This is a genomic window from Kitasatospora sp. NPDC036755, from assembly GCF_040636595.1.
In the GTDB taxonomy this organism is placed as follows: Bacteria; Actinomycetota; Actinomycetes; order Streptomycetales; family Streptomycetaceae; genus Kitasatospora.
The window spans coordinates 20,070-35,225 of the sequence record NZ_JBEZUT010000049.1 but is presented as its reverse complement, the minus strand read 5'-3'; the positions used below and the strand labels follow the sequence as shown (position 1 = coordinate 35,225).

The 15,156-nt window shown below is 75.2% G+C and carries 14 protein-coding genes; 6 read left to right on the top strand and 8 right to left on the bottom strand.

Translation table 11 applies throughout. The features are described from left to right. Window positions 1-112: 112 nt before the first annotated feature. The 4 genes from AB0E96_RS10515 to AB0E96_RS10500 all read right to left on the bottom strand — a co-directional run bounded on the left by AB0E96_RS10515 (window position 113) and on the right by AB0E96_RS10500 (window position 3,098). Window positions 113-517: a hypothetical protein gene (locus AB0E96_RS10515; protein WP_359821049.1), complete on the bottom strand. Its 405-nt coding sequence runs from the start codon at window positions 515-517 to the stop codon at window positions 113-115. Continuing rightward, window positions 514-1,023 (bottom strand): protease inhibitor I42 family protein, encoded by a 510-nt coding sequence (locus tag AB0E96_RS10510; RefSeq protein ID WP_359821046.1) that lies wholly within the window; start codon window positions 1,021-1,023, stop codon window positions 514-516. The genes AB0E96_RS10515 and AB0E96_RS10510 overlap by 4 nt, the downstream gene beginning before the upstream one ends. Window positions 1,024-1,037: 14 nt before the next feature. Beyond that, entirely contained in the window at window positions 1,038-2,615 is a 1,578-nt protein-coding gene (locus AB0E96_RS10505) for a peptidoglycan-binding protein (RefSeq protein WP_359821044.1), read from the bottom strand. A 147-nt stretch (window positions 2,616-2,762) separates the two neighbouring features. Further along, window positions 2,763-3,098: a hypothetical protein gene (locus AB0E96_RS10500; protein WP_359821041.1), complete on the bottom strand. Its 336-nt coding sequence runs from the start codon at window positions 3,096-3,098 to the stop codon at window positions 2,763-2,765. A gap of 330 nt (window positions 3,099-3,428) precedes the next feature. Here AB0E96_RS10500 and AB0E96_RS10495 point away from each other — a divergent pair, with 330 nt between their 5' ends. After that, the gene (locus tag AB0E96_RS10495) at window positions 3,429-4,685 is read left to right on the top strand and encodes an FAD-dependent monooxygenase (RefSeq protein ID WP_359821039.1); all 1,257 of its coding nucleotides are present in this window, start codon (window positions 3,429-3,431) and stop codon (window positions 4,683-4,685) included. Window positions 4,686-4,782: 97 nt separating this feature from the next. On the opposite strand, the gene AB0E96_RS10490 is transcribed toward AB0E96_RS10495, so the two are convergent. After that, window positions 4,783-5,691, bottom strand: coding sequence for a UTP--glucose-1-phosphate uridylyltransferase (locus AB0E96_RS10490; RefSeq protein WP_359821036.1), 909 nt, complete (start codon window positions 5,689-5,691; stop codon window positions 4,783-4,785). A 334-nt stretch (window positions 5,692-6,025) separates the two neighbouring features. On the opposite strand from AB0E96_RS10490, the gene AB0E96_RS10485 reads away from it, so the two are divergent. From AB0E96_RS10485 to AB0E96_RS10475, 3 genes are all read left to right on the top strand, one after another. Continuing rightward, complete coding sequence (locus AB0E96_RS10485; protein WP_359821034.1) at window positions 6,026-6,397, top strand: YciI family protein; 372 nt, start codon at window positions 6,026-6,028, stop codon at window positions 6,395-6,397. After that, the gene (locus tag AB0E96_RS10480) at window positions 6,394-7,626 is read left to right on the top strand and encodes a DUF6596 domain-containing protein (RefSeq protein WP_359821032.1); all 1,233 of its coding nucleotides are present in this window, start codon (window positions 6,394-6,396) and stop codon (window positions 7,624-7,626) included. The genes AB0E96_RS10485 and AB0E96_RS10480 overlap by 4 nt, the downstream gene beginning before the upstream one ends. Before the next feature lie 179 nt (window positions 7,627-7,805). Continuing rightward, entirely contained in the window at window positions 7,806-9,428 is a 1,623-nt protein-coding gene (locus tag AB0E96_RS10475) for an alpha/beta hydrolase (protein WP_359821030.1), read from the top strand. Between the two features lie 72 nt (window positions 9,429-9,500). Here AB0E96_RS10475 and AB0E96_RS10470 read toward each other — a convergent pair whose 3' ends face one another. The 3 genes from AB0E96_RS10470 to AB0E96_RS10460 all read right to left on the bottom strand — a co-directional run bounded on the left by AB0E96_RS10470 (window position 9,501) and on the right by AB0E96_RS10460 (window position 13,376). Continuing rightward, on the bottom strand, window positions 9,501-11,306 hold the full coding sequence (locus AB0E96_RS10470; protein ID WP_359821028.1) for a penicillin-binding transpeptidase domain-containing protein: 1,806 nt from the start codon (window positions 11,304-11,306) through the stop codon (window positions 9,501-9,503). A gap of 190 nt (window positions 11,307-11,496) precedes the next feature. Beyond that, entirely contained in the window at window positions 11,497-12,003 is a 507-nt protein-coding gene (locus AB0E96_RS10465; RefSeq protein WP_359821026.1) for a carboxymuconolactone decarboxylase family protein, read from the bottom strand. A gap of 119 nt (window positions 12,004-12,122) precedes the next feature. Beyond that, entirely contained in the window at window positions 12,123-13,376 is a 1,254-nt protein-coding gene (locus tag AB0E96_RS10460) for a cytochrome P450 (RefSeq protein WP_359821024.1), read from the bottom strand. A 196-nt stretch (window positions 13,377-13,572) separates the two neighbouring features. Here AB0E96_RS10460 and AB0E96_RS10455 point away from each other — a divergent pair, with 196 nt between their 5' ends. Continuing rightward, window positions 13,573-14,193 carry a hypothetical protein gene (locus tag AB0E96_RS10455; protein ID WP_359821022.1) on the top strand — a complete coding sequence of 207 codons (621 nt, stop codon included), beginning with the start codon at window positions 13,573-13,575 and terminating at the stop codon, window positions 14,191-14,193. A gap of 290 nt (window positions 14,194-14,483) precedes the next feature. Continuing rightward, complete coding sequence (locus tag AB0E96_RS10450) at window positions 14,484-15,107, top strand: hypothetical protein (protein ID WP_359821020.1); 624 nt, start codon at window positions 14,484-14,486, stop codon at window positions 15,105-15,107. The last annotated feature ends 49 nt before the right edge of the window (window positions 15,108-15,156 follow it).

Below are 15,156 nucleotides of genomic sequence, written 5' to 3'. Positions count from 1 at the left end.
CGGTCCGACAACCGCTCACCCGCAGGCGACTTGACCTGCCCCACCCTCGCCACACCACAACCAACGAGAGCAGCAAGACAAAGTCACCGGCATTGAGTCTAGGACGTGTCGGTCAGCCGCCCCCTCCGGCGCGGACGTCCCGGCGCAGGCCGAGGATCTCCGCGACGGCGTCCAGCCACCGGGCGAGCAGCTGGTCGCCGTCCACGGTGGTGACGGTGGTGGCCGCCGAGCCCAGCCAGTCGCGGGCGAGCCGGGCCGGCTCCGGGCCCGGCAGCGGCTCGGCGAGGTCCGCGGCGTAGCGGGCACCGCCGCCGCGCACCACCTCGGCGAGGAAGGCGAGCGACCGGGGGAGCACCCCCAGGCGGTCGGCGGCCAGGGCGGCCGCGATGGCGCCCTCGCCGAACAGCGCCGACCGGTGCGGGCCGGCGAAGGCCAGGCCGTAGCGGAGCATGGCGGGGACGTCGAGCTGCCGCAGTTCGTCGTCGCCGCGGGGGCGGAACCGGTCGTCGGGGTTCATCGGACCGTCACCGTGTAGGTGTTGCGCACGACCTGTTTCCTGTTCTCTTCGGTGGGGGCGGGGAGGTTGCAGTAACCGCGGAAGCAGTTGAGGAGGGTGACGGCGGTGGTCCCGCGGCCCTTGGCCTCGAAGGTGTAGAAGCGGGTGCCGCCGACGCCGTCCGCGGTCCTCGACCGCTCCGGGACGTCGAGCTTCTCCTCGACCTGCGCCGCGACCGCGGCGTCCGGGGCCGGGGCCACGACACTCCAGCGGTCGCCGATCGAGGCGTTGTCCGGGACGGCGATGGTGAAGCGCTCGCCGACCGCGACGCTGACCGAGCGCTCCTGGGCGTCGAGAACCCGGCCCCGGTTCGGCCCGTCCTGCCCGCAGGCCGTCAGGCCGAAGGCCAGAACGGCCACCAGCGCCGGCACCCGCACCAGAGCGGGCACCCGGACCGGCACCCGCACCAGAGCGGGCACCCGCGTCCGCACGCGGGCCGGAGCCCGCACCTGCGTTCCCGTCGACATCCGTACCACCCCGGTCACTTCGGGAGGTGGACGGCGTAGGCGGTGGGCAGCCGGTCGTCCGAGGCCCCGGCCATGCGGCCGTTGACGAAGTCGTCCTCGCTGACCCAGGTGGTGGTGCCCCACGGGTTGTAGATCTGCAGCATGTCGCCCTCCTGGCCGACGATCATCATGGCGTGGCCGGAGCGCTTGCCGTCCTTGTCGTAGCCCTCGACCCCGACCGGCACCGGCTTGCCGTCGGCGACGGCCTTCTCGATGTCCGGCAGCAGTTCGCGCCGGGCGTCGGAGTCCGGCATCGGCTTGTAGTCGAAGTCCGCGCCGGTGTGCGGGCTGACCTCCTTCTCCAGCACCTTCTCCTTGCCGTCTGCCCCCATGCCGTCCCAGTTCGCGCCGCCGCCGCCCTCCTCGTGCACCCGGTGCTGCTCGGCCAGCAGCCGCTGCCGGAAGGCCGCCGGGTCGTCCTCCTGGCCGGACGGGCCGCCGGTGAGGTCCAGCGCGTAGAGCGGGTCGACCATCGCCCGGGCGGTGACGGTGGAGGAGGCGACGCAGGTGCCCTCGGTGTCCGCCTGCTGCCAGGCGGCGCCGTCGAAGGTCACCCCGTCGGTGTTGACGTTGGAGCCGTTGTCCCGGTGCCCGCCGCTGGTGGTGTCGTCGTCCTCGGTGTACACGGGCGTCAGGTGGGTCCGGAGCCACTCCGGGTCCTTGCCGTGGATCTTGCCCTGGAAGGCGCGGATCTCGTCCAGGTTGTGGCCGGAGGCCAGCGCCTTCATCAGATAGGCGCGCTCCTGCGGGGACTTGGAGTCGGCGAGCAGCTTCTCGAAGTCCGCCCGGTCCTTGTCGTTCATCTTGTCGAGGTACTCGCCGGACCGCTTCATGTCGTTGGCGGTCAGCAGCTCGTTCAGCTCGGTCGGACCGTCCGGACCGGAGGTCTCGGCCAGCACCAGCTTGTCCGCGGCGGTGACCCCGTTGGTCTTCATCCGGCCCGCGCGGGCCTCGGAGGCCAGCTTGTTCAGGTCGCGGGCCGCCGCCCGGGCCGCCTCGTCGGCGCGCTTGGCGGCGCTCAGCATCGCGTCGACCTGGGGTATCGCGGCCTGCTGCGCCTTCTTGCGGGCCGCCTCCTCGTCGTCGTCCTCGAACCAGTCGTCGAACCAGCCGTCCTCGCCGCCCAGCGAGCCCAGCACCTCCTGCAGGGCGGACCGTGCGGCGCCGTCCTGGCCCTGGGCGTTGCGCAGCGCGTCCGCGAGGCGGAGCAGGGCGATCCCGCCGTTGTGGAGCGCGGTGGTCTGCTGGTCGACGGCGCGGGCGGCGGCCGCCACCACCTCGCCGGCCTTCGCGCCGGTGGAACCGGTCCAGACGTCCGGCAGCCCGGAGGTGGCGACCGCCTGGACCTCCTGGTGCAGCTGGTCGGAGTCGGCTGCCGCGTTCTTGTAGCGGTTGCCGGTGGCCTCGATGGTGCCCGGGTCCCCGACCGGCGCGTGGACCGCGAGGGCGCCCTTGATCGCCGAGATCAGGTCGTTCTTGCTGTCCGCCGAGCGGACGTCCTTCAGCCGTTCGCCCAGCGCCTTGCAGCGCTGCGTGGTGGATTCGCCTGCCATGGCGGCTCGTTCGCCCCTCTGTTCCCGTTGCGCGTGGTGCCGTTCCCGCCGTTGCCCGGCGGGAGGGCGTCGGTTGCCCGCTCGGCCGCTCGGCCGCTGCCGGCGAGCCGCGGCGGACGCCGGTGGGCGGGCCCGCCCGGTCGGGCCTCAGCCGAAGGGCCGGTACTCGCCGCTGCCGGAGGCGGCCACGAGGCTCTTCACCACGGCGCCGTCGGCCGACTGGTAGCCGGCGGAGGAGCCGCGCACCTTGCCGGCCAGCTCGCTCAGCGCGCTCTTGATCGTCGCGGTCTCCGCCTGCCAGGCGGTGCTGAAGTTCCGGTACGCCGGGTCGACGTCCTCGCCCCCGAACACGTCCGGGCCGTAGCAGACCGGATCGCTGATCGCCGTGCCGATCGTGTCCTCGTCCCCGGACGCCTTGTCCAGTGCCTTCGCCTGGTCCTCGGCCCCGCCGGCCCGGATCGCGTACCCCGACCCCTGCGCCATGGTTCACCCCTCGTGCGTCCCCCGTGCCGTCCGCGCGACGGCGTCCGAGCACCCTACGGGCCCTCCGTCACCCGGGCAATTCGTATCGTGCCTGGTGGGGGCGCTGTTGCCGATTCATGACACACCGTCGACCGGCCGGTGACCGGGGCCGCCCGCCTGGTGTACGGGGCCGCCCGCCCGGCGAGCGGCGCGGCCGTCCGGTCAGCGCGGCGCCGGTGTCCCGTCAGCGGTGACAGCGTCCTGGCCGCGGCCTGTCCGCTCGCTGTCGGTGTCCTGCAAGTGGCTTGCCCCAGGCTGGTGTCGGAACAAGGCAACCCATGGGAGGTCACCATGTCGAACAGCAGCCGTCCGCGCGGCGGCCCGCGCACCACCTCGGTCCTGGTCTCCGGCGCGGGGATCGCCGGCACCGCCCTCGCCCACTGGCTGAACCGGTACGGCTTCCGCGTCACCGTCGTGGAGCGGGCCCCCTCGCTGCGCGGCGGCGGGCAGGCCGTGGACATCCGCGGCACCGCCCTGACGGTGATCGAGCGGATGGGGCTGCTGGAGGAGGTCCGGGCCCGGCGCACCGGCCTGCTCGGAATGTCCGTGGTCGACGGGGACGGCCGGGAGCTGCGCCGCACCACCGAGTGGACGGCCACCGGCGGGCCGATCGGAGGCCCCGACGTGGAGATCCTGCGCGACGAACTCGCCGAGCTGATCGTCGGAGCGGAGACGGGCACCGAGCAGGAGACGGGCACCGGACCGGAGGCGGGCGCCGGAACGGCCGGGCCCGGCGTCGAGTACCGCTTCGGCGACTCGATCGAGACCCTGGTGCAGCACGCGGAGGGCGTCGACGTCCGGTTCCGCGGCGGTGCCGAGCGGTCCTTCGACCTGGTCGTCGGCGCCGACGGCCTGCACTCGAACACCCGCCGCCTCGTCTTCGGCCCCGAGGAGGACTACCTCCAGCCCATCGGCACCTACGTCGCCGGCTGGAGCGCGCCCAACCACCTCGGCCTCGACCGCTGGGAGGTCGCCCACCAGGACGGCGACGACCCGAACTGGTTCTGCATGGCGATGACCGTCCGCGACAACAGCGAACTGCGGGTCTTCGTCGGCTTCCACACCGACGAGCCGCTCGCCGACATGCTCCCGCGCGACCCGGACCGGCAGCGCCGGCTGGTGGCCGAGCGCTCCGCCCACGCTCGCTGGGCGCTGCCGGACTTCCTCCGCGCCATGTGGGAGACCGACGCCTTCCACTACGACGTCATCGCCCAGATCCGGATGGAGAGCTGGTCCAAGGGCCGGGTCGCCCTGCTCGGCGACGCCGGCTACTGCTGCTCCCCGGCCACCGGCCAGGGCACCAGCGTGGCCCTGACCGCCGCCTACGTCTTGGCGGGCGAACTGCACGCGGCCGACGGCGACCACCGCACGGCCTACCCGGCCTACGAGCGGCGGCTGCGCGACCACGTGGCCGCCAACCAGGCGATCCTCGAACTGACCGGGGACCGGAAGGCCCGGTCCGAGACCGTCGCGAACCTCGGACCGGCCGACCCGGCGCTGGAGGCGGTGTTCCGGGCGGCCCTGGACTACGACCTGCCGGTGTACTGACCGCCCGTCACACCCCCGCGCGCCGGCCCGTGCCGGGCGGCCCGCAACCGGCCGTCCGGACACGGCCGTCCGGGCACGGGCCGCCCGGCCGCGTCGGCTACTGCGCGACCGGCGGGGAGAGCTCCGCGGCCAGCCGGCACAGCTCCGGGCCGTACTCGGGGTTGGCGAGCGCGGCGGCGAACTGGGCGCGCAGGTAGGCGGCCGGGTTGCCGGTGTCGTACCAGGTGCCGGCGATGACCTGCCCGTAGACCGCGCGCCGGGCCGCGTAGGCGTTGATGGCGTCGGTCAGGTACACCTCGTCCTCGGGCTTCTCGTGCCAGCGGAGCGTCAGTTCGCGCAGCTCGTCGACGATGCCGGGGGTGATGACGTAGCCGCCGATGGCCGCGTACGAGGAGGGGGCGTCGACCGGCTTCGGCTTCTCGACCAGGCCGGTGATCCGCAGCGAGCCGCCGCCGAGGTCCTCCTTCACCACCGGCACGCCGTAGCGGTAGGAGTCCTCGGGCTCCATCGGCATCAGCGCGAGCACCGGCGCGTTGGTCTGCTCGTACGCCCGGATCAGCTGCTGCGCGCGGGGGACCTCCGCCACGAAGACGTCGTCCGGCCAGAGCACCAGGCAGGGCTCGTCGCCGAAGTGGCGGGCGGCGTTGAGCACCGGGGTGCCGTTGCCGTACGGGCCGTGCTGGTAGAGGTAGCTGATGTGGCCCTTGCGGGACAGCTCGCCGACCTCCTCCACCGCCGCCGCGAAGGCCGCCTTGCCGTCCCTGCGCAGCTGTTCGACCAGGACGGGGTTGGGGCGGAAGTGCTCCTGGATCAGCCCCTTGTCGCCGTTGACGACGATGGTGATGTCGGTGATGCCGCTCTCGATCAGCTCGCGCACGGTGTGCTCGATCACCGGCTTGTCGCCGACCGGGAGCATCTCCTTCGGCGTGGCCTTGGTCAGCGGCAGGAGGCGGGAGCCGAGGCCGGCGGCGGGGATGACGGCTCGGCGGATCGTCCTGGGGGCCATGTGACGCTCTCTCGTTTCGTCGGTGGTGCAGCGCCGTGGTGACGCGGCGTCACGACCGACGCTATCAAGGCTCGGCGTCACGTTCAGTGGACGGCTGTCGTACGGGAGTTGGACCCCCGGCGGCCGTCCGCTGTCGCCCCCCCCCGCAGGCATCGCCGCACCTCGCCGTACCTCGCGGGCCGCAGCCGTGCCCGGCCCGGGGCCTTGCGCCCGCGGCCCGCGGCCCGCGGCGTGTGGCAGATTCTCCGTCGGAGGATGTCGAGACCGCGGCGCCCGCTCCGACCACCCGTCGACAGCGGCCCCGCGAGGGCCCCACGAACCCGAGGAGGACGAGATGAAGTTCCTGATCAGCCTGCACCTGAACCCGGCCGTGCTGGACGCGCTGACGGACGAGGAGAAGGCGGCGATCGGCGCCGGGCACGGCCGGTTCATCGAGGAACTGAAGGAGTCCGGCGAGCTGATCCTCACCCAGGCGCTGGTCGACCCGTCGCAGGCCGCCGTGGTGACCGTCCGCAACGGTCAGCCGGTGGTGACGGACGGGCCGTTCCTGGAGGCCAAGGAGTTCCTGGGCGGCTTCTACCTGGTCGACTGCGAGGACAGGGCGCGGGCGATCGAACTGGCCGCCCGCATCCCGGACTCCGCGATCGAGGGGCTGGGCGTCGAGGTGCGCCAGGTGATGTTCTCCGACGGACACTTGGAGGCATGACACAGCCGGGCTTCGAGGACCTGCTGCGTGGGCTCACGCCGCAGGTCCTCGGCACGTTGGTACGACGGTACGGCCGCTTCGAGGGCTGCGAGGACGCGGTGCAGGAGGCCGTCCTCGCCGCCGCCGTGCAGTGGCCGTCCGAGGGGGTGCCGGACAACCCGCGCGGCTGGCTGGTGACGGTCGCCTCGCGGCGGCTGATCGACCGGCTGCGCGGTGACCGCGCGCGGCGCGAGCGGGAGTGGGCGACGGCGGCCGCCGAGGTGGTGCCGCAGGAGGTGCCGGACACCGACGACACGCTGCTCCTGCTGTTCCTGTGCTGCCACCCGGCGCTGACCGCCGCCTCGCAGACCGCCCTGACGCTGCGGGCGGTCGGCGGACTGACCACGGCCGAGATCGCCCGCGCGTTCCTGGTGCCGGAGGCGACGATGGCGGCCCGGATCACCCGGGCCAAGCAGCGGATCAGGGCCGCCGGGGGCTCGTTCGGGGAGTCCGGGCGGGCCCTGCCAGCGAAGGAGCGGGAGGAGCGGCTGCGGGTCGTCCTGCAGGTGCTCTACCTGATCTTCAACGAGGGCTACACCGCCTCCTCGGGCGGCGAACTGCACCGCCCGGACCTCGCCCGCGAGGCGATCCGGCTGACCCGGACGGTGCGCGCCCTGCTGCCGGAGGACGACGAGGTCACCGGGCTGCTCGCGCTGATGCTGCTCAACCACGCCCGCCGCGCGGCCCGCACGACGGCCTCCGGAGACCTGGTGCCGCTGGCCGAGCAGGACCGCGCGGCGTGGGACCGCGAGCTGATCGAGGAGGGAACGGCGCTGGTCAAGGCGGCGCTGGCGGGCCCGGGGCTCGGGCCGTACCAGCTCCAGGCCGCGATCGCCGCCACCCACGCCGACGCGGCCACCGCCGAGTCCACCGACTGGCGGCAGGTGTGCGCCCTGTACCTGATCCTGGAGCGGATCGCCCCCAACCCGATGGTCACCCTCAACCGGGCGGTCGCCCTCGCCGAGACCGAGGGCCCGCGGGCCGGACTGGACCTCCTCGCCACCCTGGACGCGGACTCCCGGATGGCCGGCCACCACCGGCTGCTGTCCGTCCGGGCGCACCTGCTGGAGCGGACCGGCGACGCGGCGGGGGCGTACGAGCACTACCGGCGCGCCGCCCGGGGCACCGCGAGCCTCGCGGAGCGCCGGTACCTGGAGGCGCGGGCCGCCCGGGTGCGCCCGGCCGGGTGACCCCCGTCGGCTCCACCTCCCGGCCGCGCCGCGCCCCGGTGGAGCCCCGCCCCGGAGGAGCCCCGCCCCGCCGTGACAGCGGCCTGGCAGGGCGCCGACGGCACGCCGACAGCCTGCCGACAGCGCCCGGTGGAAACCTCGGTGACGCCCGATCAGCACGTCGAACGAGAGAGCCGCCCGTGCCCCGACCCCGCCTCGCCACCGCCCTCCGCGCCGCCACCGCGGCCATCGCCGCGCTCCTGCCGGCCGGTCTGACCCCGGCCACCGCCACGGCGGCCGTGCCCGGCCCGCCGGCGCCGCGACTGGAGTGGCGGCAGACCTGCGCCGTGCCGCTGCCCGGGCCGGACCAGTTCGACTGCGACACCGCCCGGGTGCCACTGGACCACCGGGCCCCGCAGGGGGAGACCATCCGGCTCGCGCTGATCCGCCACCGCGCCACCGACCCGGCGCACCGGATCGGCACGCTGTTCTTCAACCCGGGCGGGCCGGGCATCCCCGCGACCCTGGCGCTGCCCGCCGTGTACGGCCTCTTTCCCGCGCAGGTGCGCGAGCGGTTCGACATCGTCGGCTTCGACCCGCGCGGCGTCGGCGGCTACACCACCCTGGACTGCTTCCCGGACCCGGCCGCCGAAGCGGGCCTGCTCGCCGGGCTGCCGGCGGGCTTCCCGGTCGGCCCGGAGCAGCAGTCCGTGTGGGCCGGCACCTACGAGCGCTTCGGCCGGCAGTGCGCCGAGAGCGACCGGACCGGCCTGGCCGCCCACCTGTCCACCGCGGACGTCGCCCGCGACCTGGACCTGCTGCGCCGGGCGGTCGGCGACCGCCGGCTCAGCTACCTGGGCACCTCGTACGGGACGCTGCTCGGCGCCACCTACGCCAACCTGTTCCCCGACCGGGTCCGCGCGATGGTGCTGGACAGCGCCGTCGACCCGGTCGCCTGGACGACCGGCCGCGGCCCGGGGGACGGGGCACTCACCCCGTTCCTGCGCACCGGCAGCGACCTCGCCGCGGCCCGGGCGCTCGACGCCTTCCTCGACGCCTGCGCCGCCGCCGGCCCGGAGGGCTGCGCCTTCGCGGCGGGCGACGCCCCGGCGACCCGTGCCAAGTACGCCCGGCTGCTCGACCGGCTGCGCCGCACCCCGGTCGCGGTCGGTCCGCCGCAGCAGGCCGTGACGTACAACCTCGCCTCGGCGGTCTCGGCCGTCTCCACCCTGCTGTACACGGCCCAGCCGGTGGCCGGGCTCCCCGACAGCGGCTGGCCGGCCCTGGGCACGAGGCTGCAGCAGCTGTGGACCGCCCCCGACGCCCCGCCGTCGGCCGCGCCGACCGGCGGGGCACCCGGCCAGGCGCAGACCCTCGGCGCCCTGTGCGCCGACGCGGCCGGCCCGCCCGCCGGTGCGGCGTACCCGCCGCTGGCGGACCTCGCCGAGGCGCGCTCCGGCGCGACGGGCCCGTACTGGGTCTGGCAGACCCAGCGCTGCGCGGCCTGGCCCGCCGAGGCGGCCCGGGACCGCTACGAGGGGCCGTGGGACCTCCCGACCTCCGCGCCGATCCTGGTGGTGGCCAACACCGGTGACCCGGCCTGGCCCTACGAGGGCTCGCGCGCCCTGGCCGACACCCTCGCCCGCGGCCGCCTGCTGACCGTGGACGGCTACGGCCACACCGTCCTCGGCAACCCGAGCGGCTGCGCGGCCGGCTACGAGGAGCGCTACCTGATCGCCGGCCGGCTGCCCGCGCGCGGCCAGGTCTGTGCGCCGGACAGTCCGCCGTTCCCGGCGCGGGCCACCGCAACCGGGGCGAACTGACCGGGCCCGCCCCCCCCCGTGCGGGCCTGCGGCCCCCGGCCCCCGGCCCCAGGGGCGGAGGGCCCCGGCCGGTCAGCCCTTGCCGCCGGCCTTCAGCACCTGTGCCGCGGCCACGCCCGCCGCGCTGAAGCCGTGCCCGCCGCCCTCGACCTCGGCGGCGACGGCGAGGTCGCCGCGGTAGGCGATGAACCAGCTGTTGGTGGCCTGGCCGCCGGCCTCGACCGTGCCGGTCTTGGCGCCGATCTGGCCGGACAGTCCGGCCATCGGGGTCCGGGCGGTGCCCTGGGTGGCGGTCCTGGCCATCATGGCGCGCAGGTCCCGGGCGACGTCGGCGGGCAGCCGGCCGGGCGCCGCCACCCGCTTGGCGTCCTCCCGCAGCACGGGCTGGCGGAACGTTCCGCTCTGCACGGTGGCGGCGACGGAGGCCATCAGCAGCGAGTTGACCTGGATCCGGCCCTGGCCGATGTACGCCGCCGCGGCCTCGTCCCTGTTCCCGGGCGCCGGGATGGTGGCGTCCCGGCTCGGGACGCCGATGTGCCACTCCAGGCCGAGGCCGAACTGGTCGCGGGCCACGGTGGCGAGGGTGCCGGGCTGGAGCTTCTCCAGGCCCTTGTCGATGAAGCCGGTGTTGCAGGAGTGGGAGAAGTCGTCGGCGAGCGTGTAGGACGGGAAGTCGCCGCTCTCGTCGTTGTGCCAGGCGCGCGGGGAGTAGGTGGTCTCCTTGCACGGCACCACGGTGTCCGGGCCCACCCCGGCCTCCAGCAGGGCGGCCGCGGTGATCACCTTCATCGTGGAGCCGGGCGCCTGGCCGCCCGCGATCGCGCGGTTGAAGCCGCCCTGCGGGGAGTAGGCCATCGCCAGGATGTGGCCGGTGCTCGGCTGGACGGCCACCAGCGAGGCCGGATTGCCGTTCGCCGACTGCTGCTTGACCGCGTCCTCGGCCGCCTGCTGGAGGTCGGCGTCCAGGGTGAGCTTGACCTGCGGGGCGCTCTGCGGGGTCAGCACGAACAGCTGCTCCGGCTCGCTGCCGGCGCCGGCGGCGCCCGAGAGCACCACGGCCCGGCCGGTGACGGCGGTGGCGCCGTCCGGCGGGGCGATCTGGGGGAGCACGGTGCGCAGCGACGGGAAGGCGTCGAGCGGCCTGCCCTTGCGGTCGACGGGTTTGGCCGCGCCGTTGGGCAGGGCCTTCACCGCGATGGTCCGTCCCGGAGCGAGCTGGGGGTGGATCACGGACGGTTTCCAACGCACCACGGGCCGCCCGTCCCGGGAACGGACGAAGCCGAGCACGCCGTCGTACTCCCAGGCGTTCGGGGTGTCCTCGAACTCGGCCTTCACCCGGAAGCCGACGGCCGGCTCGGACGGGCCGTCGGACTTCGCGGCGCCCGTCCCGGTGAGGGCGAGCGCGCGGGGCGCCACCTGCTCCTGGAACGCTGCCAGGGCTGCGCGGGCGGTCTCCGGGTGGTCCGTCAGCGCGGCGGCGGCCGGGAGGTCGCCGCGGCTCCAGGCCGCCAGGAACTCGGTGGCCGCGGCCTCGGCCTGCGCGGCGGTCGGCGGGTCCTGCGGGGCCTTCTCCACCGCGCCGGCCGCCTGGTGGCCGTTGCCGGACGGGCCGTTGTCGGTCACGGCGTTCAGCACGTTGTAGGCGCCGTAGCCGCCGACCGCCAGCAGGGCGGCGAACACCCCGCCGGCGGCCACCAGCACGACCCTGCGCGCGGTCGGGCCGCGGCGGCCCCCGTCGCCGTCCCCGTCCTCCTCGTCACCGAGGACGGCCGGCTCGTCCAGGTCGTCCAGATCGTCCAGGTCGTACCCGTCGTCGGCGGCGCCCCGGTCGTACTCCCGGCGGCCGTCGTGCCGGTCGTCCCTGTGTTCCTCGAACACGCTTCCATCCCCCCTGCGATCCTTCGTGTGCGGCGGGCACACCCCCTCCGGCATGTCGGCCCGCCGGCCCGATGGCCGGACGACGGTCCGTTCGGGCGCGGATCAGCCTATGCGGAGAGGGGTGGGCGGTCGACCGTCCGACCGGCCCACCCCACTGATGCGGCGCGCGCCCGGAAGGTTGCAGGCGCCGTCAGACCCAGGGGTCGGTGAAGGAACGGCCGGGGACGGGCTTGGCGATCAGGGCGATGGGGGTGAAGAAGCCGACCTGGCCGATGGCGAGCATCAGCGTGGTCAGCGCCTTGTCGTCGTAGTGCCCGGCGACCTCGGCGTACAGCGCGTCCGGCACCCGTTCACCGTGCGGGGCGGGCTGGAGGACGGCCTCGACCAGGGCGAGCGCGGCGCGCTCGGGGGCGGTGAAGTACGGGGAGTCCGGCCAGCCCGCCACCGAGGCGATCTGCTCCTCCGAGGCCCCGGCCTTGCGGAGCAGGCCGGTGTGCAGGACGGTCAGGTAGGTGCTGCCGGCGATCTGGCCGGCCCGCAGCTGGACCAGGCCGATGGTGGTGCGGGGCACGGACCGGTTGCCGGTGGCCCGGAACAGCGCGGCCGAGACCTCGGCGATCTCGGGCACGAGCTCCACCGGGTCCTGGGCCATGCGCGGGCGCGGCGGGACCTCGGCGGTGATCGGTCGGGTGTTCATCGTGGCGTTCCTCTTCTCGCGGGTGAACCGTGCGGTCACCGGTCCGACGGATCGCGGCGCGGATGTGTGACAGCCGGAGCCGCCGAGTTTCGCCCGGAGTGTCAGGACCGCCCGGTGCCCTACGCGCCGGCGCCCCGGCCCAGCACCGCCGGCGTCGGCCCGTCCGGCCGTACGGTGATGCTGTACGCCGCCCCCGTCGGCCGGGAGAGGAACGTCAACGGCCCCATCGGCAGCAGGAGTTCCAGCAGCGCCGTGGACTCGCGCAGCGCGAACCGGGTGCCCAGGCAGGCGCGGGCGCCGAGGCCGAACGGGAAGTAGGCGCCGAGCTGCCCGGGGCGGTCCGCGCCGGGGGCGAAGCGGGCGGGGTCGAAGCGCTCCGGGTCGGGCCACAGCGCGGGGTCGCGGTGGGTGAGGAACGGGCAGACCAGCACGTCCGTCCCGGCGGCGATGCGGTGCCCGGCGAGGACGTCGTCCTCGACGGCGTGCCGGGGGAGCAGCCAGGCGGAGGGGTAGAGCCGCAGCGTCTCGCTCACCAGCGCCTGCGGATCGGCGGACCGGGTCCCGGGGTCGCGGTCGAGCAGCAGGAAGAGCCAGGTGAGCGTGGTGGCCGTGGTCTCGTGCCCGGCGACGAGCAGGGTGACCAGCTCGTCGCGGATCAACCGGTCGGTGTACGCCGGGTCCTGTGCGCCCGCCTCGATCAGCACCCGGAGCACGCCGGGCTCCTCGGTCGGGCCGGCCGAGCGCGCCGCGTCGATCGCGGCGCGCGCCACCGCGTCGATCCGGGCGAGGTCCCCGGCGACGGCGTCCCGGGCGTCCGCCGCGTTGGTCGGCAGCGTCGGCATCGCCGCCACCACCCGTTCCACCGAGCGGAGTTCGTTGTCCGTGTGATCGTCCAGCGGCAGCCCGGTGAGCGCCCGCCAGACGGTGTCCAGGGCGAAGCCGCGCATCTCCTCGGCGACGTCGAAGACCTCCCCGGTACGCCGGTAGCCCTCCCAGCGCTCGGCGGTGCGGTGCGCCGCCGCGGCGATCCGCCGCTCGTAGCGGCGCATTCCGGTTCCGGTGAACTGGGACTGCAGCAGCCGCCGTTGACGCTTCCAGGGCTCCCCGGCGGCGGACAGCACGCCGTCCCCGACCAGCATCCGGGCGCGGTGCGAGCGCTTGACGTACCGGTCCGGGTGGTGGCCCAGGACGTGCTGCACCGCGGCCGGGTCGGTGACCAGCACGGTCGGCGTCGGGCCGAGCCGGAAGGCGGCGACGCCGCCGACGCCGCGCTGGGTGCGGGCCAGCAGGTCGACGAGCTGCGCCTCCTCGGCCCGCCACTGCTCGACGGCCTCGGCGGCCAGCTCCGGTACCGGGCGGGTTTCCGTGCTCACGGGGTGCTTCCTTCCGGTCTGCTGACGGGGCGTCCGTGCCGGATCCGACTCTATGCCAGGGCAGGCTCGGCCCGGGTTGCGCCGACCGGGCGGCGGGCCGGGGCCCGGGCTGCGCGGCGGCCCGCCGCCCGGGAACGGCCCGGGTACCGTGCGGCGGGGCCGACCGGCTCCGATCGCTGTGCGGATGGGAGAACGCATGCCCGGGACCCGGCACTTCGGAGGCGGCCCGACCGGCCGAGCGGCCCGGTGGCTGGGAGCCGCCCTGCTCGTACCAGCCCTCGCGTCCTGTGGCGGCGGCTCCGACGGCAGCGGCCAGAACGGCAGCGGCCGGACCACCGGCCCGCAGCCCGAGGACCAGCGGACGGAGACCCGGGAGACCGAGGCGAGCTTCCAGCAGGCCGGCGAGGTGTCCGCCGCCGGGCGGGGCTGGGGCACCAGGGCCGTCGTCACGCTGAAGAGCTCCTCGCCCACCCCGGTCCAGGCCGTCGTCAGCCACGTCACCGACTGCGCGGTCGACGCCGTGGCCGCCACCCCGAGCCAGGCCACGACGACCGTCTCCGCCGCCGGCAGCGAGCCGCTGGTGTTCGCCCTTCCGACGTCGAGCGCGAAGCCCCGGCCGATCTGCTACACGGTGACCATCGGTGGGGAGAGCCGGCAGCTCAAGGCCGTGGGAGGGGTCACCGGTACCACGTCCCCCAGCCCGAGCGCGTCCGCCGCCGACGGGACCGCGCCGGGCACCGGCGAGACGAGCCCCGGCGTCCCGACCCCGCACCAGAGCGTCGGGGAGACCGGCACCGAGAGCGGGAGCACCCCCTGAGCCCTGCCCGGGAGGACGGGACCGACACCGCGGGCGAGCGGCCGTCCGACGCCGAGGAACCGCCCGCCGCGAGCCCGTGGAGCGGATGGATCACCACCCTCGCGGGCTGGATCGCCCCGACCACCTTCGTCACCGCGCTGCTCTTCTTCTTCGGCTACGCCTACACCGACGCGCTCTACGGCTACTTCGGCCTCGACGCCGCGACGATCGGCTTCTCCACCCAGGAACTGCTCCTGCGCAGCTCCCCGGCGCTGTACCTGCCCGCCGGGATCGCGCTCAGCGGGGCACTGGTGGCCGCCCTGGCGTTCCCCCTCGTGGCCGGCTCCGCCCGCAGGGGTGCGGGCGCTTCCCGGGCGCTGCGCCGGCTGTGCGTCGCCGCCGTCCTGCCGGTGGTCGCCCTGCTGGTGCTCGGCCTGGCGGCGGGGTTCGAGGTCATCGACGCCGGCCCGCTGGGCACCCCGCTGCTGATCGGCGGTGCGCTGCTGCTCGCCCTCCTGGCGCGGCTGCTGTACGCGCGGGGAACCGGCGCGGCGTTCCCCGTGCCGGGGGAGCGGGTGGCGCTGGGCGTCACGGTGGCGATCCTCGCGCTGTGCGCGTACTGGGCGGTCGGCAACTACGCCCAGCAGAAGGGGCGGGCCGACGCCGAACAGCTCTCCCACAACCTCCAGGTGCGACCGGCCGTCATGCTCGACACCGCGCAGCGGCTCGCGCTGGACTGGCCCGGGGTGCGGGAGACGCCGCTGCCGGAGGAGGGCGCCGGGACGCACTTCCGGTACCGCTACGAAGGCCTGCGGCTGCTGGCGCAGTCCGACAACCGGATGTTCCTGATCCCGCGGCGGTGGATCTGGGCCACCGGCAACGTGCTGGTCCTCCCGATCGACTCCGGTGTCCGGGTGGCCTTCCACGCCGGCTGAGCGCCCGCCCCGCACACGGCTGCGCCGCGGTCCGTCCCCCTCGACGGAC